The sequence below is a fragment of the Pontibacter sp. H249 genome (assembly GCF_037892465.1).
Taxonomy (GTDB): Bacteria; Bacteroidota; Bacteroidia; order Cytophagales; family Hymenobacteraceae; genus Pontibacter.
This window is the reverse complement of record NZ_JBBKTR010000016.1, coordinates 60,782-84,370: the sequence shown is the minus strand read 5'-3', so window position 1 is coordinate 84,370 and position 23,589 is coordinate 60,782. Positions and strand designations below refer to the sequence as shown.

Sequence of the window (23,589 nt, the reverse complement as noted above, 5' to 3'; positions counted from 1 at the left end):
AACCTGCTACAATTTCACTGAGCATCGGACCACAAGTAAAAGAGGAAAGCAGCCATTGCTTTCCTCTTTTACGTTTACAAAAGCTTGATATCATTCTTTTACAGCCTTCTTCGTATGCTAAGTAGCAGCTGCTGGCGCATAAACCAGCCTAAGTTATACTTTGCATCCCATGTCAAAAGACAAAGAAAAAATAAAAGTACTTGCGTTCGACCTGAACCAGACCTTCTACAACAAGAGCTCAAAAGATGAGTTTTTTAAGTTTGTTGCTGCCAAAAAACCAAAGCAGGCAATGTATTACTTCCAGATGCTGTACTACAAACTTTTGCACGAGCTTAACCAGATCAGGCAAACGGAGTTTAAGGAGAACTTCTTCAACTACCTCGACACCTTACCACCCGAAAAAGTGGAAGCTTACGCAGGAGAATTCTGGAAGCAGGAGTATCCGGATAATTTTAATAAAGAACTACTTAACCGTTTTGAAGAAGCCCGAAAAGAGGGGCTACAGCTTTTCTGTGCCACCGGTGGCCTGGAGCTGTATGTTAAGCCGCTGTTTGATCTGTTTAAGATTGATGGCCTTGCCGGCACACAGGCAAAGTATGAGGATAACACCTATAAAGTTGTAGGCAAAGCCTGTAAAGACGAGGAAAAGATTTACCGCCTGGATAAGCATTACGAAAGCGCAGGATACACTATTGTAGAAGCATACTCCGACAGTAAAGAAAATATTTTGGATGAGGCAGAGAAAGCTTATCTGGTAAAAGACGGAAAAATAAAGCCTTACAAGAAAAACGATTAGCTACTAAAAGTATTTACGCACCCCCGAGTATTACTATGGAATTTATCTCAAACTTACACCTAGGCACCTCTGGCTGGAGTTACCGTTGGCAGGAGGTTTTGTACCCACCTGATCTGAAATCAGCTGACCGCCTCTCCTACTACGCCACACAGTTTAATGCCACAGAAATCAATAGCAGCTTTTACCATTTCACGATGGCTAAAACTATTGAGAAATGGCTTGCCACCACACCGCCCTACTTTAAATTTGCCCCAAAGCTAAACCAGGAAATCACGCACAAACGAAAGTTTAAAAATGCGGAAGAGCCGCTGGAGAAATTTATGTCTCGTTACACGCTGATGACTGAGCGGCTTGGTCCGGTGCTGGTGCAAATTGCCGGCAGTTTCCGCTACGACAGGCTTACAGCTGAGGAGTTTTATAGAACCCTGCGGGAGAAGTACCCAAACCAGGCCTTTGCACTGGAAGCCAGGCATGTATCATGGTTCACAGAAGAGTCGCTGGATCTGATGCGGGACTACAACATAACAGCCGTCATGGCTAGTGCTGGTAAGCGGTTTCCGGGTACAGAGATTAGCACCACCGATACCATTTACCTGCGCCTGCACGGCGATGAGAAAATGTACACCTCCTCCTACTCCGACGAAAAGCTGGAGCGTTATGCCTTTATGCTTAAAGACTGGCTGGAGGATGAAAGGCCGGTGTGGGTGTTTTTTAATAATACCGTGCTGGGCAATGCTGTAACCGATGCCCGCAGGCTAATGCAGCTGATCCGGGAAGTATAGCATCATGCTTTGATACTTTAGCACAAGTATAAAGTATAGTTTATTTTTTATTCGGTCGTGCCGGTGTGATCATAATGTGTGCGGCATGTGTGCCAGGATCCATTATCCAAGGCATGGCGGCGCCATCTGGCTTTAAAGGTAAACCAGTGCTTTCGGAGGTGGCGTACGGAATATAAACTACATAGCGCAAATAGCCATCCTTCACGTCTCCGGTGCTGCTGTTATAGCTTTCTTCTGGGGCAGTGTACACAAAAAGCGATGTCGGTTGTTTTGGCATTTTTAACTTACCGCTTTTAGCTTCCTGCTCACGTTGGTCAAAAATTTCTTTTGATGATTTTCCTTCTTTACGCAAGGCTCGCCCCCGTGCCATAAAAGGCTCCAGGTCGCGGTGGTAGCAGGCAACAGAGAAGCCCTTCTGGTTTGGATCGTCGGCCAGGCAAATTAGCTCGTTTGTACCTTTACGCAACTGTACCAACTCCCCTTTCTGGTTGTAGCCCATCACTGTCGCACCAGCTTGTTTATCAGTTGGGGCAGCTAATACAGCACCTTTTATTTGTACCTCTGCGGATGGTATACTTGTTTGTGCTTTGGCACCCACTACTGTTAACAGCAGCACAAAAGCAGCTAAAAAGTTTTTCATGGTTACTGGTTTTATGTTCTACAAAAAGTATGGTTCCTTATACGATGCAGGATAGAATTTGAATACGCTTGAGGTAAGAGCAAAAGAGACTTGACGCAACCGTGAGCTATCCATTGTAGACTGAGCCTGAATAAATTCTGTGAAGACCTTTTCAAAAAATATATGGCAGTACACTTTGAGGGCAATTTTATTAAGGCTTTAGTAAAACCTTGAACAGCTATAATAACAGAGAGCCGAGCAATTTACTCGCCCGGCTCTCTGTTATTATATAAATTTCAGTTTATCTAGTTAAAAGCATTATACCCATCTTTTACGTTCACTAAAATGGTTGCACCCAAACTGGGCACCAGTAATCATTTCGAACTGGCGTGGCTTTTTATCTTCAACTCCCTCGTGAACCAGCGGAAGCACATAGGATGGCTCCAACGCATGTTGGCCTGTTAGTTCGTCACAAACGCCAAAGTCATTGCTTTGGAGCTTTACTTTATTTGGATCTTGCTCCCAATGGGTGCAGTGATTGCAGGTTGCTTCCATAGTTTGTGTAGTTTATAGTTTGACATATTTCAATTTACTTAATCTATACTTGCCAAGGCTACTGGCAGGTTACGATATGCAGCTGCTTTACAGAAATTTAGAATTATACTAAATTATTTTCAGAAACTTTAACTTAGAAAAGTATAATTCAATTATCACATCCTGTTATGCCAAAGGTTTTTCTACTTATTTACGATTGGTATTTTCCAATTACAGAGTATCATTAACAACTATGGTTATGGAACCATGCTTGCAACATTTTATGTATAAGTATAACTTTGATGTGTCTTAACAATTCATAATGACATTCACCTCTCATATAGAGCTTCAATTAGAAAATGCATATCAGGATGATTTCCTTTTAGCTGAAATAGATAAAGCCTTTGGTTTTATGCGCGTTACCTGGTATTGCCATCCAAACAGTCAGGAATTCAGGCGGCTATTTGAGATACTGGTGAACCTCGTTATTAAGCATAAGATCAAGTACTGGTTAAGCAAATCTACCGCTATTCTTTACCTTGAGTTCTCTGATCAAAACTGGGTACTAGACCATGTTATTCCACCGCTAAGATTATCCGGACTTACAAAGTATGCCCGCATCACTACCAAAGAGTGCATGACTTTGATGGATGTTTCTCGCATTATCAGCAACCTTGATCAAGAGAAGATATCAGGTAGCAAATTGACGTTAGAGCAATTCTTAACCGAAGAGGATGCACTAGACTGGCTTTTGTCTGAACTTGAGTAGCCTAAGCTATTAGTATACCTACCTAACTTTAAACAAGCCTGTTTATCAGTTTATTAAAGTTTCCTGCATTTTTACATAGCGTTCTGTTTAATTAGATTTGGCGTATTATTTATACCTTTACGCCTAACACTAACTAAACGACATTATGTACACAGGTTTACAGCATCTACACTCGTACCTAGCTTACTTGGTGCTTGCAGGGGTAGTTATCAGCGTGATTGTTGCGCTGGCAGGCTGGTTCGGCAACAAGCCTTTCACTGACAAAGACAGAAAACTAGGTTTACTAGGCCTTATTCCGGCACACCTGCAGTGGGTAATTGGTTTGATTCTATACTTTGTATCCCCGCTAGGCATCGACAGCGCAACAGGTGGATTTATGAAGGATTCCGTTTCAAGGCTTTATGTGCTGGAGCACCCACTTATGATGATCATTGCTGTAGTACTTATCACAATTGGCTACTCTAAAGCAAAACGCATGGTAGGTACTGGCAACGGTTTTAAGAGCATCGCTATTTTCTATGGTATTGCCCTTGTACTTATACTTATCCGCATTCCTTGGATCTCTTGGCCAAGTAACTAAGCCAAATTAACAAGCATAAAACAGAAAGGGGAAGCAACTACATTGCTTCCCCTTTCTGTTTTACAATCATTCTACTGCCTCATTCGCTGCAAGTATTGCAGAAAAGGCTGCTCTAGTTGCTTTGCCTCTGCCAACATGCCACTGTCTTGTGCTGCTATAATCAGTTCCTGCAACTGTAGCATGTTAAGCTGTACTTTACGCTCATGAAGAGGGCCTTTAGCAAGGTAAAAATCGAGTTCCTGCTGCGTGCTTTTTGCGATTTGCTTTACCAATTGCTCTGCTCTTTCTGTTTCGCCGATGGCAGTTAACAGCGGGATAAACTTTGGTGTACTAAAATCGCAGGGCACTGTATCTAACGGAATCTTTTTAAAGCAGAAATCGATCGCCTCCTTTGCTTTTTCTTTGTTTCCTGCCTTAAGATAATTCTTGGCTAACAAGGCAAACTTCTCACGAGCTGAAGCAGCAAAATTGAGGTAGTTCTGGTCCAGATAAACACTTGGGTCATCCAGGTTTCTGTAACTGAATTTCTTGATCAGGTTATCATACAACACTTCTGTATCTACTTGCTCCTGATCTTTTTCAGCGCTTACGGGCACAATACGATACGCAAACCCTTCTAAGCGGCTGTACTTTTGCAGGCCCACATAATCCGAAACAGGTATGTTTGTAGAGAAGTAAATCGGCCTGTCCCAGTTTTGGGTGCTAAGTAAATCCAGCACCACCAGGTGGCGCTTTTCTAAGTATGGCACCTCTACTTTCAGGTGCATCCTGTTGTTTACCGCATGCTGCTCCTCCTCTGTAAGTACACCCTGCTCCAGCACCTGTTGCTTGTTTACCAGAAGGTAAAAGTCTTTTGTGGGGAAGGTGAGTAAGGTAGTCCCGGAGCCGTACTGTGCCTGCAGTGCCGGGTGGTTCTGCTTAACCAGCTGCATAAACTGCTTTAAGTCGATACCGGTGGCTACCTGTGGGCGTTCCAGGTAAGGCAGGTAATCATTTGTGCCCTGCCGAAAGTTCTCCATCTCCAGGGTAAGCGGCCATGGCGCTGCTTCGTAGGCTGGCCGCATCATCTGTTCTATGTACCAGTCAGTGTTCAGGAAGGTCATCACAGCCACACGCACATCGGTTCTGTACCCTTCTACTTCTTGTGCATACCACAGCGGGTAAGTGTCGTTGTCGGCATATGTAAAAAGTATGGCATTGGGTGCGCAGGAGTCGAGTAGGTTTTTGGCGGAATCGAGAGAGAAGTAACGGTCAGAACGGTCGTGGTCGTCCCAGCTTTCTGCCGCCATAACAGCGGGTACAGCCAGGCAAAGTATACCAGCCAATGTAGCGGAGGCAAATTTATACTTTAGCACATGCCGGAGTAGGGCCGCCATCGCCATCACACCTAACCCGATCCAGATGCTGAAGGCGTAGAAGGAGGCGGCAAACGTATAATCTCTTTCACGTGGCTCCGTAGGTGGCTGGTTTAAGTATAAGGCAATTGCCATTCCAGTAAAGAAGAACAGCAGCCCAACAATTACGGCATCTTGTTTACGCTTTCGCACTTGATGGAGTAACCCAAGTATACCTACCAAAAGCGGCAGCATGTAAAAACTATTGCGGGCTTTATTCTGCAGCAGTGTTTGCGGCAGGCCAGTGTTTCCTTTTCCCAACCAAACTACTCCGGCATGCTGCACATCGCTTTCGCGGCCCACAAAGTTCCAGAGGAAGTAGCGCCAGTACATGTGCCCTAATTGGTAGCGCAGCAGAAAGCTAATGTTTTGTGCAAAGGTTGGCATCTGCCCCTGCCTTAGGTCCACCCACTTACTATACTCGCGCACATCCTCAGGCTTATCGCTGTAAATGCGGGGCAGCAGGGTTTTATCTTTGCTGTCGTAAACAGGTTCTATGCGTGGCTGCTTTACATACTTATCTTTGCCCTTGCTGTAGCGCGGCGCTCCCTCCTGCTGCCCCACCGGTTGGGCATTGTACTGTGGCCCGTAGAGCAAAGGTCTGTCGCCGTACTGTTCTCGTTTCAGATACGACACCACACTCATCACATCCTCGGGGTTGTTTATATCGATGGTCGGATTGTAAGCAGAGCGTATCGGGATCATCAGGTATGAGCCGTAGCCAATCAGCACAAACACAAAGCAAAGTATAGCCGTATTAAGAATCCGCTTTTTATACTTTATGCTGTAGAATAGGCTGTAAAGTATAGCCGCTGCTAAAAGTATAACAAAGGCAATGATACCCGACCCAAAAGGCAAGCCAAGGCTATTGATAAAGAATAATTCCATACTACCGGCCAAGGTTGGCATACCCGGTATAACGCCCCAAAGTATAAATACAAGTATAAAACCGCTGATACTAATGGTTATAAGACTCCCTTTAAAAGTATAGCTATAGTGCCGGAAATAGAAGATAAAAGCCAGTGCAGGAATGGCCACCAGGTTAAGCAAATGCACGCCAATCGAAAGGCCTACGAGGTAAGAAATAAGTATAAGCCATTTATCTGATGTTGCTGTGCCTGCCTTTGTTTCCCATTTTAACATTGCCCAGAAAACGATGGCGGTAAAAAACGAAGACATAGCATATACCTCTGCCTCACCGGCAGAAAACCAAGCTGTGTCGGTAAAAGTATAGGCCAACGCACCAACTACTCCACTTCCCATAGCTAAAACTACATCGGCTTTAGTTGGTGTTTCTTCTGTTTTAGGAAGCAGTTTTTGGGCAAGTTTAGTAATGCTCCAGAAAAGGAACAACGAAGTAAAAGCGCTGCACAAACCGGACATAAAATTCATCCACCAGGCAACCTGCGAAGCATCTCCAGCTAAAAGTGTGAACAAGCGGCCAATCATCAAAAACAGGGGTGCACCCGGTGCATGTGGTACCATCAGTTTGTAGGAACAGGCGATAAATTCTCCGCAGTCCCAGAAGCTAGCAGTGGGCTCTAAGGTTAAAGTATAAACAGTTAAGGCAATGCCAAACACTACCCAACCGGTTATGTTATTGATGAGGTTATAGTTGCGCATGGTTGTGCTCTTTAAATATGATTTTGAAGGACTGCTGCACTTATTAAATAATAATTCTGATTGTTACTGTTTTTATTCGGATAGGTGCTGCCTATGGGTTAGTATAATACAAAGGCTGTCATTTCGAGCTGAGAGTAGTGGTCCTTAATAAGCGAAAAATCTAAAATCTTGCGGGTTTATAAAATGTTCCAGATTGCTCGCTTTACTAGGCCCCTACTCTCAGCTCGAAATGACAAAACCTATTTTTGTTCCTTTAATAATTTCAATCTATTATCTGCATCTCGAATACGATGTAGTGCTTTACACCATACTTTTTGCCCCACTCGCTGGGTGGTACGGCATCCTGTGTAAGGGCACAGTACTGGTACATATCTGGCTTATTCGGATCTACATAAGGCAGAGAGTACACAAACAGCGGGAAAGAAGTATACAGCGGCACCTGAACGGGCTCACCTAACGATCCGGTGGCGTCGCGAAGGCTATAAAGGTTGGTGTTTTTAGATTTATACTTCGGGTTCAGACCTACTCTATCAAACTGGAACATGAAATGCGTTTGCTTCTTTTTAGGCTGATGCGCCAATATATTAAACCTGAAAGCGGCGCTGTCTTTATTGAAAGCAAAGGCTGCCGGATAGTTGGTTTCAGTGTAATGATCGCGGGTGGCAATTAACTTGCTGTTACGATACTCCTTTGACACTATCTTGAAATGCTTGCCTCGCAGGCTGGTATCGGTAAAGGCGACACTGAAGTAATCTATGTTCTGCAGCCTCAGCACATCGCGCAGTTCCGTAGACTTCATATCCCAGGTAACGGTAATAGTGGTGCTGTCTGAGTTGCCGGCAAAAGCTTGAAAAGAAAGTAAGAAACTGCAAATAAAGACTACTCCATACTTTATACTTTCTCCTGCTATACTGCAGAAGCTAACAATCGTAAATGTGCTCATCGGTTTAGGTTTTAGTTCTACACAAAGGAAGTTTTTATACTTCGGGTATAGTGTTAAGCCTTGTTAATGAATGTTAAATAGTGTTAACGACTGCACAAGTCCGTATATCAATTCTTATATTTGATACTATGAAGCAAAGGATAAAGCTGATTCTGGTCTTGATGTCGGTGTGTACGCTGTGCTTGCTCGCTTTCCAGTTTTACTGGAGTTACCAGGGCTTTTTGGGAGCGTCCAAAACGTTTAAAAGCGATATCAACCAAGCCCTGCAAGCCGCCGTGGACAGGGATATGGAGTTGCGCCAGGATTTTATTGCTGATAAGTATAAAGTGTGGCTTGCTGATACTAACCTCGTCAACATCAATTGCCACGTAGATACAGCCTCCGGTACCACTGCCTTTACCGTTACAGACAAAAAGGCATCCGACAACGACAGAAATACTTTCTCAATTGGATTTCAAGAATACCAGCCAGAAACCGGTAAAATGACACCAAAGGTAAAACGGTATTTTATCGATCGCTTCGTGAAAACCCATGTTCGGGAAATCTTAAAGGAGAAAATATCTATTTACTACACGCAGCAACTCGGTGATCTGCTCGAAGAAACTTATAAGCAAGAGAAACTGGACAAGGCACGGCTACAGCAGCTATTCACGGAGGAGTTGCTCACCCGGGAAATCGAAACAAGCTTTCAGTTATACTTTGCAGATGAAAAGCTGGCCGAAACAGCGGCTTTCCCCTACGCCACCCGCACCTTTGAATTTGGTTTCCGGAAACCGTTTTATGAAGTAACTGCTTATTTTCCGGATCCTAACAAAACGCTGATCTTGCGCATGAAGTGGGTACTGCTTAGCTCCTTAGTTCTGGCTGCTATTACCATCTTCTGTTTTGCCTACACCGTTCGTACCATCCTGCGCCAAAAGAAACTGGCCGATCTTAAAAACGACTTCGTGAACAACATGACGCACGAGCTGCGCACCCCTGTTGCCACTATCAGCATCGCCGCCGAAGCCATGCAGGATTTTAACCTGAGCAAAAGTTCATCTGAAGAATATCTTTCAATTATCCGGCAGCAGTCTGGGCGCCTCTCCCACCTGATTGATGACATACTGAAAAACCTGGCCTTTGAGCAGAACCAGCTGGAGCTTGCGCCAAAGCCAATAAGTATGCAGCAGCTGGTACAGCAAGCCTTGCTACAACACCGCCCTCAGCTGGATATTGCCGAAGCTGCTGTAAAAATTGATCAACCGCAGCAAGATTTGTTTATTAAAGCGGATGAACTGCACCTGCTCAACGTATTATCTAACCTTATTGAAAACGCTCTTAAGTATAGCCGTGGCACCCTGAAACTGCACATCAATTGTTCTGAAGAAAACGGTAACGTTATACTTTCAATTACAGATAATGGTATGGGCATTCCGGTTACAATGCAGCAAAAGGTGTTTGATAAATTTTTCAGGGTTCCTTCTGGTAATGTGCACAACACTAAAGGTTACGGACTTGGTTTAAGCTATGCTAAAACTATTGTAGAACGCCATAACGGAAGCATCAGCCTGCAAAGCAAAGAAAACGTTGGCACCACTTTTACCATTAGCTTACCAACCTATACCTATGATGCAGCCGAGCGTACTTTTGCTTGAGGATGAGCCCCAACTGGCCAAGATCGTTACGGAAAGCCTTCAGAAGAGAGACTTTGCTGTAACACACGCACCTAATGGTTTGCGGGGCCTAGATATTGTACGCACTACAGCTTTCGATATTTGCGTGGTAGACGTAATGCTACCCCTGATGGATGGCTTTACTTTTGTGCAGGAGCTCCGAAAAACCGATAAAACAACGCCTGTACTTTTTCTCACTGCCAAGTCCATGACCGAAGATGTGGTGCGTGGCTTTGAGTTGGGCGGGAACGATTACCTTAAAAAGCCCTTCAGCCTGGAGGAGCTGGTGCTGCGGTTAAAAGAGCTGCTCCGCAGAAATGCCTCTGAAGAAAAAGTGCCAGAAAGTACAGCTATTGGTCTTTATACGTTCGATCCGTTAAAGCAGGAACTGTGGCTGCAGCAGGAGCTGGTTTGTAAGCTTTCGCACCGAGAAAACGAGCTGCTAAAAATGCTGGTGCAGCACAAAAACCAGGTACTAGACCGCAAGGCCAGCCTGCTCAAACTTTGGGGTGATGACAGCTTCTTTAATGCCCGTTCCATGGATGTATTCATCTCCAAACTGCGGAAGCACCTGAAACAGGATCCATCCATCGAAATCCTGAACATACGGGGTGTTGGGTATAAATTGGTAGTATAACCACCAGCTACTTTATACTTTCTTTGCCTTTTGGCGCATAAAATCGGACCTTTGCATTTTATATTGGCAGTGCTCTACATTGCCTCTTTTTGAGCTCCGAACCATGCACAGGCATTTTATACTTCATAAACCCTACGGCTACATTTGCCAGTTTGTAAGCAATCATAAACAAAATAAATTACTAGGTGAGTTTTTCGATTTTCCGGAAGGCACCATGTCTATTGGCCGCCTCGACGAAGACAGCGAAGGCTTGCTGCTGCTTACCACCGATGGAAAAATGAGCGAAAGAGTGCGCCGAAAGGATGTAGAGAAGGAATATTATGCGCAGGTGGATGGTGTAATTACCGAGGAAGCGATTGAGCTACTGCAACAGGGGCTCGAAATTGGCTCCGGGGATGCCATGTATAAAACCCTGCCTTGCAAAGCCCGCCGCCTGGACCCGGTTCCTGGCTTTGCCCCCCGCACCAAGAAAATACGCGACGATCGGCACGGCCCTACCAGTTGGGTATCCATTACGGTTACTGAAGGTAAATTTAGGCAGGTGCGCAAAATGACAGCTGCTGTAGGTTTCCCGACCTTGCGCCTGGTACGGGTACGTATTGGCTGCATGCATCTTGGCGATCTACCACAGCGTGGCGTGCAGGAAGTAGATGACTTTATACTTTACCCATAAAAATAGATTAAACCACTGCAGTTAAGCATACTATCTAACATCTGAAGCAGGTGCAGCAAAACTTCTAGCATACAAATCAAAGTTTAAACATTTTTTTCTTAGCAGATACGCAACATAACATCTGCTTACATGTTGAGTATAAAAATCTTTGTTGACCTGCCTATGCAGGCATTATCTTTTTAACAGAGGCAAATACACAATGACAGCTATATCGCAAAAGAAAAAACTTTCCGACACCAAACTCTCAGTACTGGACCTGGTGCCGATATTGGAAAGTAGAACCATTTCTGAATCCTTTGAGAATAGCCTGGACCTTGCCCGTAAAGCAGAAGAATTAGGCTATACACGCTACTGGCTTGCAGAGCACCACAACATGCAGGGCATCGCCAGTTCTGCTACCTCTGTACTTATTGGTTACATTGCAGGCGGCACATCAACAATAAGAGTTGGCTCGGGTGGGATTATGCTACCCAACCATGCGCCACTGTTAGTAGCAGAGCAATTTGGTACACTGGAAACCCTGTACCCTGGTAGAATAGATTTGGGCCTAGGCCGGGCACCGGGCACAGACCAGCTAACAGCAAGAGCATTGCGAAGAGACTTGATGGAATCTGTAGAGGATTTTCCGAAGCATGTGCAGGACCTGAGAACCTACCTGGGTCCGATACAGCCGAATGCGCGCGTGCGTGCGGTACCCGGCGAAGGAACAAACGTACCGATATGGATTCTGGGCTCTAGCACTTTTGGCGCACATTTGGCCGGCTTAATGGGCTTACCTTATGCCTTTGCCAGTCACTTTGCACCGGCCGCTCTACAAGCTGCCCTTAAAGTGTACCGCGACAGCTTCACACCCTCTGATACGTTAAAAGAGCCTTATGCTATGGCCTGTGTAAATGTAGTTGCTGCCGACACTGATACAGAAGCTAACCGACTGGTAACTACGCTTTACCAGTCTTTCCTGAATGTGATTAACGGCACAGCCAGTCCTCAAAAGCCACCAGTTGATAGCATGGAAGGTTTGTGGAGTGCATCAGAGCATTATGCCGTACAACAGATGCTGCGTTATACTTTTGTAGGCAGTCCTAAAACGGTGCAGGAAGAACTACAGGCTTTTATTGATGACACTCAGGTAGATGAAATTATGGTAGCAGCACATATCTACGATCATAAGGCAAGATTAAAATCATATGAACTGCTGGCTGAGATAGGGCAAAAAGTATAATGGGATTGGAAGTTTTTTACCTTGTTAACAAGCTTTACCAATTACGTAATTGGTAAAGCTTGTTGTCATTTCAAACTTCGTGAGAAATCTAAAATGTTCAGAGCTCTGAAATAAGCCAGATTTCTCACGAAGTTCGGAATGAATGCCTTTGCTCATACTAAGTCATCTCCCCTTCAGAAGCAGCTTTGCGCCTAATATACTTTTTAATGAAATACTGTAGATAACTTTAGATGTATACCACTGTAGATATCCTGTTTGAGACTGGTTAATTAGATAAAACCGGATTAAATGTGCAGAAGATCGTAAGTAGGGAAAGTATAGGTATCCTTATCGCTTAGCAGGTGTACGTTTAAACCTCGTACAGAAAAAGGTTCACCTGCTCCTACTCTGTAAATATTGGTATCAATAATATTCATCCCGTCTATAATAGTAATAAGTCCGCTACCTACCACCAGTAAATCCTTGCCCTGTGTTATATACGCAGCAGTATCTGCTTCCAGTCCCATACCTATGCAACCAGGGTTTGTTACAACGCATTGGGCCATTCGAACCATGCGGCCACGTTCTATAAAATGAGTGTCTACGGCTACGTTCTTTATAAATTCCAGACCTGTAGTAATACGCACATCTCCTTTTATAAAGCCGCCTTTGGCCATAACCTCATAAATCATAGGAGTACTCAAAGCCATTGCCCCTGCGCTAGTACCTGCAATTAATACTTCGTCGTAAGTATAGCGCTCTTTCATCAGTTGCAACAGTTTTGTGCCGCCCAAGATGGATGTAAGACGCAGCTGATCGCCGCCAGAAAAATAAATACCGTTAGCACGCTCAATTATCTTTATATACTCTTCTTTATTCGCATCATCCCTGCTACGAATATCCAATACTTCAACCTTTTTTAAACCAAGCTTATCAAACACTTTTAAATAATCTTTTGCTATTTGGTCAGGTTCAGTAGAAGCCGTAGGGATTAATGCCACCAACGGATCATTTCCTTTAAGATGATCTTTAAAAAACTTTAGTATCTGCTCGCTCTCAAAATCTGTATTATGCTCCTGGTCCTCTGTCTGTGCATTTTCTCCTTTACTTTCTTTGCCTCCTATTGCTAGCAGACACCCTTTAGGAATGGGAGGAATGCTGGTTATTTTCTGATGACCAGATGTTTTTCGCTTTGTCATGACTTTAGTTGAAATACCTACATTCAGGTTAAGGTTTTTTGTAACTCACCACCCTGGATACTAACGTGTCGGCCTGGCTTGGATCTTTGCTAAACGATACCCAGGCCTCACGCTTTGATTCCTGAGGCGCAAAAGGTAGGTGCAAGTCTGCTGTTTCGATAGCTGCACCATCTTTTTCTAAGGCAAGCTCTACTAATACTTCTTCAGCAGTGGTGCCGCCTCTGTTATAAATGGTTATATGATAGCGAAACGGCGACAGCTCTGAGGGATCAGCAACTGCCTCTACCTGCAGATCCGGTGAACTGGGATTATCTGTAAATACATGGTACACCAGGTAACCCAATAATGCCAGTACCAGCGTAAGGCTAATCCCGAAAACAGCCCATTCCAGCCAATTCTTTTTATCTTTTGCGCCGTTATCTCCCGGCTTATCATCTCTTTTTTCTACCTGCATTGCCTATTTTATTAGTAACCGGCCAGCTGATGCACCCAACGATGTTATAACACCTAAAGTAACAGTCTGAGATACTACAGTCCAGAAATTAACACCGTCGAACCTGCCAAAAAACCAAAGCATAAAGGCACTGCCTGCAAGCGCGATTATGTAACTCAGGCACGTATCGAAAACAATATTGTACAGTATCCCATTATTACTTCCAGAGCCTCTGCGTATGGTTCCTCTAAAATCGCTGAAGTATACAACCACAATGCACAGCAGCAACGAAACCAGCGCCATAAAAAAGATGTGTGTGGGTGTAGCTTCTATGGCGAGGAGTAATACTTCTTCTGTAGGCGCTACGTTGCCTCCCACTATAATGGCACCACACAGGGCCAGCACCAGCATAGCAGATTTGGTATCTCTGTTAACAGACTCATCTTCTTGCTCTTCGGTTTCTTCATCTTCGTGGGTGCCAAGTTGGGCTGTACCTACCGATACACCAATAGATACAGCCATGGCTTCAATAATGATTTTTCCCATTATCTCGTCCATGCCCATCGCTTGAAAGTTAATTCTGTTCAGCATAAGGAGCACCCCAAACGAAAGCAGCAGCCCAATACCCAACTCTTCAAAAGAGTCAACCATTACGCTTCGCCAGGAAACCCCCGGATGCATGCCAGCATATCGGTTATAGCCTAGTAAAAGCAGAAACGTAACCAGCACCAGCACCAGCAAATCCAGTGGCTGTGCGATAAAACCAGCCCACCATACTTCCATGGTGAACAACATCGGAAAGCTAAACAGCAACCCTCCTGCTACACCACGCGCGTACTCCTTTAGTGATTGTTTTAACGGTCTGTCGTTACCTGATCCGGCCATTCTGTAGTTTCACATACATTATTATATGAATTTACCTTCATACGAAAATATGTATGCATCGTGTTAGTAATTCATCCAGTATGTTACTGCATTAAATAAAAGCTAGGCTATTTTTACTTTTACACTACCAGGCCCATTGTGGTAACGCTGGTAAACTCTGCCATAATTGAAGTTGATAAAGTCGCTGTACGACATCTGGCTGATATCCTGAGTATGAAGCGCAGTATCCGGGGTTCTTATTTCTTTAGCAGCACCAAAGCTTAGTTTTCCTGCATTGATCTCAGCAACTTTAGCATTTGCTTGATTTTTGAGTCTTTGATCAGACCACCTTCTGGTGTCCAGAAAATTTTCAATAGGCTCATCAGAGCACACAGACACATTAATAAAGTCTGTTTTAGTATGTAATACCATTATTGTATGTTCGAAAGAAAATTCCTGTTGTCCAGCACAGCTGCTTATACAAGTAAGCTGTAATTGTTGGTAACAATTTACCAAAACTCTATACGGCCTATTGCCAGATTATATCTAAAAACAGTGCAATTATTTACAGCTGAAACTGGCATTTACCGTTAAAACACCAATGCTATGTATAAATACTTACTAATTTTCAATGAAAATATAGAATGCATCTAATAGTATAGCCAATTTAAGAAATGTTGAAGCTGTACAATGAATATTGAAAAGGAAAGGTATCTTTAAAAATTAAAGCAGTGAAGGAATCACCTCAGCACCCAATTAGGTTGACTCTTCACTGCTTTAATTTTGGATGTAGTTTACTCACTAATGAATTTCATTAGAATGAGCAATACTCGTAATACGGCATGGTTAAGGAGATAATGAATAGAAAGGTTGATTTTAAATGATTAAACGTGTTAAATCCCAATTTATACTTACTGATATACGTAGTTTTCGGGTGTAAAACTGCTGGTGCACCAGCCATAAAAACGTAGCAGTATATATGTAAGCAAAGTATACTTACCCGGCTTCTTCTAGTCCAAGGTGTGCAGTGGGATTAGATTATGAAGAAACGCATATTTAATAAGATTAGCTGTGTTTTTTGCCTTGGTCTTATCTAAAATATTCTGGCGGTGTGTTTCAATGGTACGCTTGCTCGTAAACAACTTTTCAGCGATCTCAGAATTTGTATAGCCTTCAGCTATCAAACACAGCACCTCCAGCTCCCGCTTCGACAAATTGTGGCGTTCATCAGTATCTAATTTGTCTGATTCTTCAGCAAACGATGTTTTTCGCCCCAGCATTTTAAGGGAGATGTCTGAGGATATAAAAGGCGTACCTCTGTGCACCAGTTGTATGGCCATACGAAGTTCTTCCTTACCCGCGCTTTTCAGTAAATACCCTGAAGCGCCAGATGTTATGATTGTATTTACGCACTGCTCTTTATACAAAACAGAAAGTGCCAATACCTTTACCTCAGGAAAACGTGCGCAAATTTGCCTGGTAGCCTCATAACCGTCCATCACCGGCATATTAATGTCCATCAACACCACATCAGCCTGCATCTCTTCTAAGAGAGCTAGCACTTCCTGACCATTACATGCCTCTCCTACTACTTCTATATCATCATAACGCTCCAACAAGGCCTGTAGCCCTTCCCGTAGTATCTTATGATCATCTGTAATGATAACTCTTATCTTGTTGCCCAACGACATCTAAATTTTTAATTTAATAATTAGCTTTTAGCCCTCCTGAACGCTGCTCTGCATACTTTTACTGCGCTGTTCTTAAAGTTAACCTAAGCTACACCGTTTAAACATTATATATAAATTTATTAAAGTATAAGAGCCACAAATACGTATTAGTACGAATTGAATCCGTATTAATCTACTGCCGAATAAGGTCAGTGACTTATTTGGTATATATCTGTAAATTGAGCTCAACCCTAACTAAAAACTAGTTAAAGGCCTGTTTGTTCAAGGGGCAATAATTTAATCTTAAGTTGCTGTACAACCTGCATCATATGTTCGTAATGCGAGCCTTTCCAGTATACTTTGTCACAGGGTGAGCAGTAATAAAAATCATGAAAGTACAGGCGGGTTTTAGGTGGCAGTTTGTGAAGCACTTCTTGTTTTGGCACCTGCCTTATAAGTTCGTTACACCGCAAACACCGTATTAATGGTTTAAAATGCTCCTGTAATTCATACCTGCTTACTACCTCCTGCAGTTGCTGCTCTGTCTGCTGAGAGCGCAGCCAATAGCCATGTTCAATTATCTTTTGCTTTAGCAGGCCTATGTCACGAGTAAGTACAATACGCTGCTCTGCCTGTGCCAGCTGTGCAATTTCTGTGTCGTGCAGGCTCTGGTGATATACTACATCAAAGCCTAGCATGCGCAGCACTTTGGCAAGGGACCCCAGGTGCACATCCAGTACAAACCGATAAGGTTTAAGCGGTTCAGAGCGTAAGCTGTACCCTGTCGGCCATACTTTGCTTTGATCCAGGGGATACACCTGCAGTTTATCGTGGTGTCGCAGGGATGCCGAGAAGGTAGCGGGTGCATCGTTCTTTAGAATAGCAGCAACCTCAGTGTGTGGAATGCCCATGGCCTCGATGGCATCTTTTAGAGCAGGTGAGCCATTAAAAGTATATACAACAGGCACTTTTCTGGCGGCGGGTTTCAGAAAGTCCTGTAAGACACTATGGAACGTAAATATGGCTGTACTAGGCATTAGGATACAAAATAGCTTTACTACTTTCTAAACGATAGTGCTGCCTAATTAGCTATACACACCATCCATATCAGCTTTATAAGCATGTTAAAAATATTTAGGCTGTGCTACCGAATAGCCAAAAACTTGGTGTAGTATTGCGCTTTAAATAAAGCAATAGTAAAGGATTACATGGAACAATGGCTTAGTTATGCTATCGTGGCAATGCTGATGGGCGGCGTAGCGATGGTTTTTGCGAAGATGGGAATGGGCAGCGCCAACGAGCATGTGGCCCTCGTTATAAGAACGAGTGTGTTACTGGCCATGGTAGTAGCCAATGCTTGGTACGCAGGTGCCTTAAGAGGTGTAGCCAAAGTAGATAATAAAACAATGCTGTGGCTAGTGCTGGCCGGGCTCTGCACCGCCGTTTACTGGATTTTATATTTTAAGGCAATAAAAACAGCCAACATCTCGGTAGTAGCCACTATAGACAGAGCCGGTATTGTGGTGACAGTACTCCTCTCCTATTTTATATTAAAAGAGCCGCTCACACCCCGTCTGCTGTTAGGCATGGGAACCATACTTGCCGGCACACTCATACTTATCTGGAAGTAGTTAAAAGAGAGGCATATGCCTCTCTTTTTGTTTAGCGGCTCAATACAATTTTTCTTTTTGTAGTTAAAATATCCCGTTTAGTATATTATATTTTCTAGATCTGTTAGAATTCCTTTATTTACTATAATTTCTATTTGCTACTACAACATCTAAAACTATGGTAAAAACTTCACATCTATTGCTGGTGCTTATCCGGCTTTTTCTAGGTTACTTATTTTTCTCGGCTGGTGTGTGCAAACTAACCGGCGGCAATTTTGGTCAATTAATGGGGCCACCCTGGCTGGAGGAGGCATTGGCAAAACACGGACTCGGCCTGTTTGCACAGGTAGTAGCTATAAGTCAGGTGATAATCGGAGCCCTACTTATGTCGCAACGCTACAGTCTGCTGGGTGCCATAATGCTGGTGCCTATGAATGTGGCTATACTTGCAGTTACTGTTTCGCAGAACTGGGCAGGCACACCTTATGTAAATTCAGTATTTCTGGCTTTAAACTTGGTACTGCTGCTGATGGAGCGCCAAAAGTTTGCATTCCTGGTTAACCCAATGGCTACTCATACAATCAATCCTGCACTTACCGATAAGTTTGGGCAGAACATGTATAGCTGGATAGGCCTTGTCTTGTGCCTGTTCATAATAGTTGCAGCGAGGTATAATTTAATGCTCACAAATGTATTAGCAACTTTCATCTTCTTCAGCTTTGCGCTAACTATACTTTCAGACAAAATATTGGGCAAACTGGACAGGTTGCTGTTTGGCCTTCCGTTTCTTGCAATGCTCATTGTTACGTTTGCTAACTTAACAGGGCTGGCGGTGCCGGCATTGTTAGTTATACTTGCCGCCGAGGCTATACTTCTTGGCATAAGAATATACTCTGGTAATCGTAGCCAAGATACATCAGCAACTGGTGTGGTAGCAGGTAATGTGTAAGTATAAACTTGCATTGTTGGCTATACTTTGGTGCTGATATAGTACTTAACTCCATTTCTAATCAAGGCCTTACAGGTGATATACTTTGTAATCCCTGATAGGCCTTGATTTACACAACCCTTACAACACACATGAAAAAGACGCTTCTATACTGCCTGGCTATCGGACTTTGGTCCTGCTCTACAGGTACTACAGATCAAACCAACTCTGCGTTGCCGATGGATGAGCTGGCAGAACGTTATGTAAAGACGGTGCTGCAATTAGGCCAGTATAACAGCGATGTAGTAGATGCATATTATGGCCCGGAAGAGTGGAAACCTACTACCACTCCTCTTGACACATTGCCAGCCTATGCCTTGTTAAATGAATTAAGCGCCATACAACAGGAACTTGCCAAGCAGGATACTGCCGGACTTAACGAGATGGATAAGCGCAGGATACTGATGCTGCAGAAGCAGGTGCTGGCAACCGCCACCAAGATAGAGCTGATGGATGGTCGTAAACTTTCTTTTGATGAAGAAGCAAAACTACTGTACGATGCACAGCCACCACACCAGCAGCAAGCCTATTACGATTCGTTGCTACAAGAGATTGACAGCATGCTTCCGGGCAAGGGCACGGTGGCAGACCGCTGGGCTAACTACCGTGCAAAATTTGAGATTCCGAAAAGTAAATTGGATACAGTTTTTCAGGCGGCAATACAGGAGGCTCGCAAGCGAACACTGGCACACTACAAATTACCCAAAAATGAGAATTTTAAGGTAGAATTTGTAACCGACAAGCCATGGTCTGGTTACAATTATTACAAAGGAAATGGATATAGCCTGATACAGATAAACACTGACTTTCCGATTTACATGGAACGTGCTATAGACTTAGCTTGCCACGAGGGGTACCCGGGCCACCATGTATTTAATGCACTACTGGAGCAGGAACTAGTAAACAAACGTGGCTGGAAAGAATTTTCAGTTTACCCGCTTTTCAGTCCTCAGTCACTGATAGCAGAAGGCAGTGCAAACTATGGTATTGAGGTCGCTTTTCCGGAGCAGGAGCGCATACAATTCGAGAAAGAAGTACTGTTTCCCTTGGCTGGTTTAAATGCAGCTGAGGCAGACCGCTATTACACGCTACTGGAGAAAATAGGTAAGCTTAATTTTGCAGGCAACGAAGCAGCTAGGATGTATTTAGATGGCAAAATTAGCCGGGAACAGGCCGCAGACTGGATTGTAAAGTATAACTTTTATGAAAAAGACAAAGCACTGCAGCGCACCCAATTCATAGACCGCTACAGAAGTTATGTAATAAACTATAACTTGGGGCAACAGCTGGTAAGGCAGCACATCGAAATGCATGGTGGCACAGCCGATAACCCGGAGAAGCGATGGGAGTTGTTTGGAGAACTACTCTCTAAGCCTAATACTGCATCTACGTTAAAATAGCTGCACCTATAATTTACAATTACGCAAGAGCAGGTAGTGCCTTTAAAAGTATACATTGCCTGCTCTTGTTTCCCTTTTGTGTAACACTGATCTATACTTTACAAAAAATCATCAAAAATGCGTATTGCTTTATAAGAATAGATTCCTTAAATTTATACCTAATACGCGAAATAATATAATATTTCCGACTCTATTATACACAACGATCATTAAACCTAATTCACCCTCTAATGAAAAAAAAGTTTATAGAAATGATCCGTCTAGACCTAAGGTCGCATATGCTGTTTAGCATGCTTGTGAAAATGATTAGCCGAGATAATTAACAACAATTTAGTCAGCTTACGTTACAAGATAGAATTAGCTATTTAACCTTTGTAGCTTATAAAGGAGAAAAGAACGATGTCTGTTTTTTTACACGCCTTTGGTTATCATAAGCTTGGTTACTAACTTTTCTGTTTCAGAGTCTGGCTCTAAGTATTTGATTGCTTCGTTAAGGGTGGCAAAATGCTGCATCTCTTTGCTGTTGCCGTAAATTCTGTAAACTTTAGTTCTGATTGACTCGGCAATTGCCTGTAACTCTTGATCGTGGTTTCGGACCATAGCTATTTTTTCTAGTGTCGTATCATAGAGTAGAACACCCAACTGCTCCACAGCCCATTTTTGGTCAGGTATTGTAAACTCACTAATCGTAGAAATCATCACCCATTTCGTTAGCTTGAGTTCTTGTATACTTGTGTAAACTGCCAGCATAGCTTGTTTAAACTCCTCGTGCACCACAGGCCGCAAGAATTTTGTAAAGATCAGATTATACGGCTGTAGCACTTTACAATAGAAAAACTCACTTACCAATTCCATACTGTTTAATGAAGCTCCTGTTTTTTATACGTGGCAGACCTCACAAGTAGTAACCAGCAGGTTTATAAGTTGATATGGACTTGTAGCAGCTGTTCGATATCAAACAGTTTGCATTTAAAATGTCCGGTTTCAGACAGTTAAAAATACCGCAATATCTCCTTAATCTACTGGTATTAAACAACTTACATTTATGGCATTTAACTTGTAAACTAATTATGGAATCCAGATAAAGATTTATTACCGTCTAACGATCTATCTATATGCAAACTAAAACTATGAAACCAGTATTCGCAGCTGTTGCTATGCTTTTGTTACTTACACTTACGATTATGGGCGTTAAAGATTTTACCGCCTGTGATCAGGAAGAACGGGCTAAAGCTGGAGTGGAATGGCGTAACAACCCTAACCTTGTGCCTCAACAGGTATCTACTGCCAGCTGATTAACTGCTTATGCGTATCGCACTTAGTACATTTGAATAATTTACCGCCACATCTATATAAAACTATGAAAAAGAGAGCCCCTGCCTTGCAGGGGCATTTTTATTACGCTTTCTCCTTTGCGATTTAAGTAACCAAAATTCTGCTAAAATAACCATCTAAAAATAGCCCTGAGAGTTACTTTAAAGCACATTTATATAAAAAATATATTTTTTTGTAAATTATAATGAACATTTTAAGCTTAATTAACGTCTTCTAGACAATAACATCAAAAATTTATGAACAACGGAACAGTAAAATTCTTCAACGCCGAAAAAGGTTTTGGTTTCATCAAGGACGAAAATACTAACCAGGAGTACTTCGTGCATGTAACCGGTTTGGTTGATGAGATCAGAGAAAATGACAGAGTAACTTACGAACTGCAGGAAGGCAGAAAAGGCCTTAACGCTGTTAATGTTAAGCGTGCCTAATTCCTGTTAGTCAGCTTATAAAAGAAAAGCCTTACGCAAACCGTAAGGCTTTTTTGTTTTTATATGGTTAGCGTAAATTTAGTACTCATCCATTCTTCTAGCACGCTCCCTTGCTGCCTTCAATTCGTGTTCGGCTGCTTTTAATCTATTTTTAGCCGCTTTCTCTTGTTGGCGAGCTTCTTCTGCTAAACGCTCTGCCTCACGCAGTTCCTGTTTTAGGTAATCTACCTGCTGTTGCTGGGCAGCTACTGCCGGATCGTTGGATACTCCCCCGCCTGTTAATGATGAGCAGCTTATCAGAAGTGGCAGGAAAAGTATAGCTAAACTAGCCGCTACCTTTCTAAAAGTATATGTTTTCATAGTTTATTCTTTAGTTAAACATGTTTTATTTTACTTACGGCGTCATAAGTATCGTGTTTGAATAAACTTATATAAGACCTCCTTACAAGCCCATGCTTATTAAGGTTTTAGGTTATTTGTGCATAATGCAAACTGGTAGCGTTGTATGATTTAGCGTTCTTTTCCAACGCGCGTTAAAGGCTGTCTTGGCTCTAGATAATAAAGGTAGATGCATAGATTTATAATCCTGGAGGGTGAATATACGTGAGTTGGTGTGGTTAATTTTGCAGTAAAAGCAGAAAGTGACAATCCTCATTTCTTTTAGGCTTGATTGAGAGTAAATTACCAGAACACTCAAGATAAGACTACCTACTATGAAAGATAGTAAAGAAGCTGTTTTTGACGCGCTGGGAATAGAAATTGGCACAGCCTCCGCCAAGAAGTACTTTTACAATGTGTATGAATATATGCTCTATAACGACACCCCTAGCTTTCTGGAAACACTCAACTTTAGAATTAACCTACCCGAACATGAAAAGGAAAACGAAGAGTACTACGTGTTTAAATTTATGCTTAAGTTGTTAAAGAAAAGGAACAAGAATAAATTAATGTCGCTGTGCCCTAATTGATCTGGGTGGCATTTACTCTTTTATTATCCTAAACTGTACAGGCTTAGATTTATAATTTAACACTTTACACATTAATCCTGCAGTAGCCAGTCCATGGCATCCTCTTGTGACAAAAAGTATTTCGACTCGCGAGGCAGCGGTATTTCTGATGCGGTTTCATAAATTACTTCTATTGCGATCTGCTGAAAAATATCAGATGCCAGCAAATTGGCTACTTTCTTTAACTTGCTATACTGCAGTATTTTCGCTGAATAGTTAGCAATCCATTTTTGATCCTCCATACTCGGAGCACCCATCTGAATGTAATCTGCCAATATCAATTCTATATCATTACTCATTATAAAACTACACGCGTATTTAATTGCTTCCCGTAGTTCATTACTTGGCAATTGTCCCTTCCACTCATTCCAGATTAAATTTTTCTCGGAGCAGTATCGTATTGTTAAATACTTCTGTTCTAAGGCTATTTCCCAAACCAAAGATTTCAT

General features: G+C 42.8%; 27 protein-coding genes. 14 read left to right on the top strand and 13 right to left on the bottom strand.

All coding sequences use genetic code 11. The annotated features are described in order from the left end of the window. The first annotated feature begins 169 nt into the window (after positions 1–169). Positions 170–796 carry an HAD family hydrolase gene (locus tag WG943_RS17470; RefSeq protein ID WP_340410970.1) on the top strand — a complete coding sequence of 209 codons (627 nt, stop codon included), beginning with the start codon at positions 170–172 and terminating at the stop codon, positions 794–796. Positions 797–831: 35 nt separating this feature from the next. Beyond that, entirely contained in the window at positions 832–1,578 is a 747-nt protein-coding gene (locus tag WG943_RS17465; protein WP_340410968.1) for a DUF72 domain-containing protein, read from the top strand. 40 nt (positions 1,579–1,618) lie between these two features. Here the strand turns inward: WG943_RS17465 and WG943_RS17460 are convergent, their stop codons facing one another. Both WG943_RS17460 and WG943_RS17455 read right to left on the bottom strand, forming a co-directional pair. Further along, entirely contained in the window at positions 1,619–2,218 is a 600-nt protein-coding gene (locus WG943_RS17460; protein WP_340410967.1) for a hypothetical protein, read from the bottom strand. 297 nt (positions 2,219–2,515) lie between these two features. After that, positions 2,516–2,752, bottom strand: coding sequence for a hypothetical protein (locus WG943_RS17455; RefSeq protein ID WP_340410966.1), 237 nt, complete (start codon positions 2,750–2,752; stop codon positions 2,516–2,518). A 301-nt stretch (positions 2,753–3,053) separates the two neighbouring features. Between WG943_RS17455 and WG943_RS17450 the strand changes: the two genes are divergently transcribed. Continuing rightward, positions 3,054–3,500 carry a hypothetical protein gene (locus WG943_RS17450; protein WP_340410965.1) on the top strand — a complete coding sequence of 149 codons (447 nt, stop codon included), beginning with the start codon at positions 3,054–3,056 and terminating at the stop codon, positions 3,498–3,500. Between the two features lie 145 nt (positions 3,501–3,645). Further along, the gene (locus WG943_RS17445) at positions 3,646–4,080 is read left to right on the top strand and encodes a hypothetical protein (RefSeq protein ID WP_340410964.1); all 435 of its coding nucleotides are present in this window, start codon (positions 3,646–3,648) and stop codon (positions 4,078–4,080) included. Positions 4,081–4,151: 71 nt separating this feature from the next. On the opposite strand, the gene WG943_RS17440 is transcribed toward WG943_RS17445, so the two are convergent. Together WG943_RS17440 and WG943_RS17435 are read right to left on the bottom strand one after the other, a co-directional pair. Next, positions 4,152–7,097, bottom strand: a complete 2,946-nt coding sequence (locus tag WG943_RS17440; protein ID WP_340410963.1) for a glycosyltransferase family 117 protein — start codon at positions 7,095–7,097, stop codon at positions 4,152–4,154. A 262-nt stretch (positions 7,098–7,359) separates the two neighbouring features. Then, on the bottom strand, positions 7,360–8,040 hold the full coding sequence (locus WG943_RS17435) for a hypothetical protein (RefSeq protein WP_340410962.1): 681 nt from the start codon (positions 8,038–8,040) through the stop codon (positions 7,360–7,362). A gap of 128 nt (positions 8,041–8,168) precedes the next feature. Between WG943_RS17435 and WG943_RS17430 the strand changes: the two genes are divergently transcribed. From WG943_RS17430 to WG943_RS17415, 4 genes are all read left to right on the top strand, one after another. Further along, positions 8,169–9,677: a sensor histidine kinase gene (locus WG943_RS17430; protein WP_340410960.1), complete on the top strand. Its 1,509-nt coding sequence runs from the start codon at positions 8,169–8,171 to the stop codon at positions 9,675–9,677. Then, positions 9,649–10,332 (top strand): response regulator transcription factor, encoded by a 684-nt coding sequence (locus WG943_RS17425; protein WP_340410958.1) that lies wholly within the window; start codon positions 9,649–9,651, stop codon positions 10,330–10,332. The genes WG943_RS17430 and WG943_RS17425 overlap by 29 nt, the downstream gene beginning before the upstream one ends. 103 nt (positions 10,333–10,435) lie before the next feature. Further along, positions 10,436–11,005: a pseudouridine synthase gene (locus tag WG943_RS17420; RefSeq protein WP_340410956.1), complete on the top strand. Its 570-nt coding sequence runs from the start codon at positions 10,436–10,438 to the stop codon at positions 11,003–11,005. 199 nt (positions 11,006–11,204) lie between these two features. Next, entirely contained in the window at positions 11,205–12,227 is a 1,023-nt protein-coding gene (locus tag WG943_RS17415; RefSeq protein ID WP_340410954.1) for an LLM class flavin-dependent oxidoreductase, read from the top strand. A 284-nt stretch (positions 12,228–12,511) separates the two neighbouring features. On the opposite strand, the gene WG943_RS17410 is transcribed toward WG943_RS17415, so the two are convergent. The 6 genes from WG943_RS17410 to WG943_RS17385 all read right to left on the bottom strand — a co-directional run bounded on the left by WG943_RS17410 (position 12,512) and on the right by WG943_RS17385 (position 17,409). Next, positions 12,512–13,405 (bottom strand): cyanophycinase, encoded by an 894-nt coding sequence (locus tag WG943_RS17410; RefSeq protein WP_340410953.1) that lies wholly within the window; start codon positions 13,403–13,405, stop codon positions 12,512–12,514. Between the two features lie 28 nt (positions 13,406–13,433). Next, complete coding sequence (locus tag WG943_RS17405; protein ID WP_340410951.1) at positions 13,434–13,859, bottom strand: hypothetical protein; 426 nt, start codon at positions 13,857–13,859, stop codon at positions 13,434–13,436. A gap of 3 nt (positions 13,860–13,862) precedes the next feature. Continuing rightward, entirely contained in the window at positions 13,863–14,723 is an 861-nt protein-coding gene (locus WG943_RS17400) for a TIGR02587 family membrane protein (protein WP_340410950.1), read from the bottom strand. 102 nt (positions 14,724–14,825) lie between these two features. Then, positions 14,826–15,134 (bottom strand): hypothetical protein, encoded by a 309-nt coding sequence (locus tag WG943_RS17395; protein ID WP_340410948.1) that lies wholly within the window; start codon positions 15,132–15,134, stop codon positions 14,826–14,828. Positions 15,135–15,712: 578 nt separating this feature from the next. Further along, positions 15,713–16,393, bottom strand: a complete 681-nt coding sequence (locus tag WG943_RS17390) for a response regulator transcription factor (protein ID WP_340410946.1) — start codon at positions 16,391–16,393, stop codon at positions 15,713–15,715. Positions 16,394–16,638: 245 nt separating this feature from the next. Next, entirely contained in the window at positions 16,639–17,409 is a 771-nt protein-coding gene (locus WG943_RS17385) for a Mut7-C RNAse domain-containing protein (RefSeq protein WP_340410945.1), read from the bottom strand. 171 nt (positions 17,410–17,580) lie between these two features. On the opposite strand from WG943_RS17385, the gene WG943_RS17380 reads away from it, so the two are divergent. From WG943_RS17380 to WG943_RS17370, 3 genes are all read left to right on the top strand, one after another. Further along, positions 17,581–18,003, top strand: a complete 423-nt coding sequence (locus WG943_RS17380; RefSeq protein WP_340410943.1) for an EamA family transporter — start codon at positions 17,581–17,583, stop codon at positions 18,001–18,003. Between the two features lie 157 nt (positions 18,004–18,160). Beyond that, complete coding sequence (locus WG943_RS17375; protein WP_340410941.1) at positions 18,161–18,931, top strand: DoxX family membrane protein; 771 nt, start codon at positions 18,161–18,163, stop codon at positions 18,929–18,931. A 131-nt stretch (positions 18,932–19,062) separates the two neighbouring features. Then, positions 19,063–20,370 (top strand): hypothetical protein, encoded by a 1,308-nt coding sequence (locus WG943_RS17370; protein ID WP_340410939.1) that lies wholly within the window; start codon positions 19,063–19,065, stop codon positions 20,368–20,370. Between the two features lie 411 nt (positions 20,371–20,781). Here WG943_RS17370 and WG943_RS17365 read toward each other — a convergent pair whose 3' ends face one another. Continuing rightward, complete coding sequence (locus WG943_RS17365) at positions 20,782–21,225, bottom strand: hypothetical protein (protein ID WP_340410937.1); 444 nt, start codon at positions 21,223–21,225, stop codon at positions 20,782–20,784. A 275-nt stretch (positions 21,226–21,500) separates the two neighbouring features. On the opposite strand from WG943_RS17365, the gene WG943_RS17360 reads away from it, so the two are divergent. Together WG943_RS17360 and WG943_RS17355 are read left to right on the top strand one after the other, a co-directional pair. Then, entirely contained in the window at positions 21,501–21,665 is a 165-nt protein-coding gene (locus WG943_RS17360; protein ID WP_340410936.1) for a hypothetical protein, read from the top strand. Positions 21,666–21,941: 276 nt separating this feature from the next. After that, the gene (locus WG943_RS17355) at positions 21,942–22,133 is read left to right on the top strand and encodes a cold-shock protein (RefSeq protein ID WP_340410935.1); all 192 of its coding nucleotides are present in this window, start codon (positions 21,942–21,944) and stop codon (positions 22,131–22,133) included. 78 nt (positions 22,134–22,211) lie between these two features. Here the strand turns inward: WG943_RS17355 and WG943_RS17350 are convergent, their stop codons facing one another. Beyond that, positions 22,212–22,493 (bottom strand): hypothetical protein, encoded by a 282-nt coding sequence (locus tag WG943_RS17350; RefSeq protein WP_340410933.1) that lies wholly within the window; start codon positions 22,491–22,493, stop codon positions 22,212–22,214. A gap of 353 nt (positions 22,494–22,846) precedes the next feature. Here WG943_RS17350 and WG943_RS17345 point away from each other — a divergent pair, with 353 nt between their 5' ends. Then, positions 22,847–23,101 carry a hypothetical protein gene (locus WG943_RS17345; RefSeq protein WP_340410932.1) on the top strand — a complete coding sequence of 85 codons (255 nt, stop codon included), beginning with the start codon at positions 22,847–22,849 and terminating at the stop codon, positions 23,099–23,101. Positions 23,102–23,172: 71 nt separating this feature from the next. Here WG943_RS17345 and WG943_RS17340 read toward each other — a convergent pair whose 3' ends face one another. Further along, a complete protein-coding gene (locus tag WG943_RS17340) occupies positions 23,173–23,439 on the bottom strand; it encodes a hypothetical protein (RefSeq protein WP_340410930.1) in 267 nt (88 codons plus the stop codon). Between the last annotated feature and the right edge of the window lie 150 nt (positions 23,440–23,589).

What these genes read in the sequence shown, in the direction of transcription:
- WG943_RS17470 (WP_340410970.1), top strand. Translation starts at nt 170, where the DNA reads ATGTCAAAAGACAAAGAAAAAATAAAAGTACTTGCGTTCGACCTGAAC.
- WG943_RS17465 (WP_340410968.1), top strand. Translation starts at nt 832, where the DNA reads ATGGAATTTATCTCAAACTTACACCTAGGCACCTCTGGCTGGAGTTAC.
- WG943_RS17460 (WP_340410967.1), bottom strand. Translation starts at nt 2,218, where the DNA reads ATGAAAAACTTTTTAGCTGCTTTTGTGCTGCTGTTAACAGTAGTGGGT.
- WG943_RS17455 (WP_340410966.1), bottom strand. Translation starts at nt 2,752, where the DNA reads ATGGAAGCAACCTGCAATCACTGCACCCATTGGGAGCAAGATCCAAAT.
- WG943_RS17450 (WP_340410965.1), top strand. Translation starts at nt 3,054, where the DNA reads ATGACATTCACCTCTCATATAGAGCTTCAATTAGAAAATGCATATCAG.
- WG943_RS17445 (WP_340410964.1), top strand. Translation starts at nt 3,646, where the DNA reads ATGTACACAGGTTTACAGCATCTACACTCGTACCTAGCTTACTTGGTG.
- WG943_RS17440 (WP_340410963.1), bottom strand. Translation starts at nt 7,097, where the DNA reads ATGCGCAACTATAACCTCATCAATAACATAACCGGTTGGGTAGTGTTT.
- WG943_RS17435 (WP_340410962.1), bottom strand. Translation starts at nt 8,040, where the DNA reads ATGAGCACATTTACGATTGTTAGCTTCTGCAGTATAGCAGGAGAAAGT.
- WG943_RS17430 (WP_340410960.1), top strand. Translation starts at nt 8,169, where the DNA reads ATGAAGCAAAGGATAAAGCTGATTCTGGTCTTGATGTCGGTGTGTACG.
- WG943_RS17425 (WP_340410958.1), top strand. Translation starts at nt 9,649, where the DNA reads ATGATGCAGCCGAGCGTACTTTTGCTTGAGGATGAGCCCCAACTGGCC.
- WG943_RS17420 (WP_340410956.1), top strand. Translation starts at nt 10,436, where the DNA reads ATGCACAGGCATTTTATACTTCATAAACCCTACGGCTACATTTGCCAG.
- WG943_RS17415 (WP_340410954.1), top strand. Translation starts at nt 11,205, where the DNA reads ATGACAGCTATATCGCAAAAGAAAAAACTTTCCGACACCAAACTCTCA.
- WG943_RS17410 (WP_340410953.1), bottom strand. Translation starts at nt 13,405, where the DNA reads ATGACAAAGCGAAAAACATCTGGTCATCAGAAAATAACCAGCATTCCT.
- WG943_RS17405 (WP_340410951.1), bottom strand. Translation starts at nt 13,859, where the DNA reads ATGCAGGTAGAAAAAAGAGATGATAAGCCGGGAGATAACGGCGCAAAA.
- WG943_RS17400 (WP_340410950.1), bottom strand. Translation starts at nt 14,723, where the DNA reads ATGGCCGGATCAGGTAACGACAGACCGTTAAAACAATCACTAAAGGAG.
- WG943_RS17395 (WP_340410948.1), bottom strand. Translation starts at nt 15,134, where the DNA reads ATGGTATTACATACTAAAACAGACTTTATTAATGTGTCTGTGTGCTCT.
- WG943_RS17390 (WP_340410946.1), bottom strand. Translation starts at nt 16,393, where the DNA reads ATGTCGTTGGGCAACAAGATAAGAGTTATCATTACAGATGATCATAAG.
- WG943_RS17385 (WP_340410945.1), bottom strand. Translation starts at nt 17,409, where the DNA reads ATGCCTAGTACAGCCATATTTACGTTCCATAGTGTCTTACAGGACTTT.
- WG943_RS17380 (WP_340410943.1), top strand. Translation starts at nt 17,581, where the DNA reads ATGGAACAATGGCTTAGTTATGCTATCGTGGCAATGCTGATGGGCGGC.
- WG943_RS17375 (WP_340410941.1), top strand. Translation starts at nt 18,161, where the DNA reads ATGGTAAAAACTTCACATCTATTGCTGGTGCTTATCCGGCTTTTTCTA.
- WG943_RS17370 (WP_340410939.1), top strand. Translation starts at nt 19,063, where the DNA reads ATGAAAAAGACGCTTCTATACTGCCTGGCTATCGGACTTTGGTCCTGC.
- WG943_RS17365 (WP_340410937.1), bottom strand. Translation starts at nt 21,225, where the DNA reads ATGGAATTGGTAAGTGAGTTTTTCTATTGTAAAGTGCTACAGCCGTAT.
- WG943_RS17360 (WP_340410936.1), top strand. Translation starts at nt 21,501, where the DNA reads ATGAAACCAGTATTCGCAGCTGTTGCTATGCTTTTGTTACTTACACTT.
- WG943_RS17355 (WP_340410935.1), top strand. Translation starts at nt 21,942, where the DNA reads ATGAACAACGGAACAGTAAAATTCTTCAACGCCGAAAAAGGTTTTGGT.
- WG943_RS17350 (WP_340410933.1), bottom strand. Translation starts at nt 22,493, where the DNA reads ATGAAAACATATACTTTTAGAAAGGTAGCGGCTAGTTTAGCTATACTT.
- WG943_RS17345 (WP_340410932.1), top strand. Translation starts at nt 22,847, where the DNA reads ATGAAAGATAGTAAAGAAGCTGTTTTTGACGCGCTGGGAATAGAAATT.
- WG943_RS17340 (WP_340410930.1), bottom strand. Translation starts at nt 23,439, where the DNA reads ATGAGTAATGATATAGAATTGATATTGGCAGATTACATTCAGATGGGT.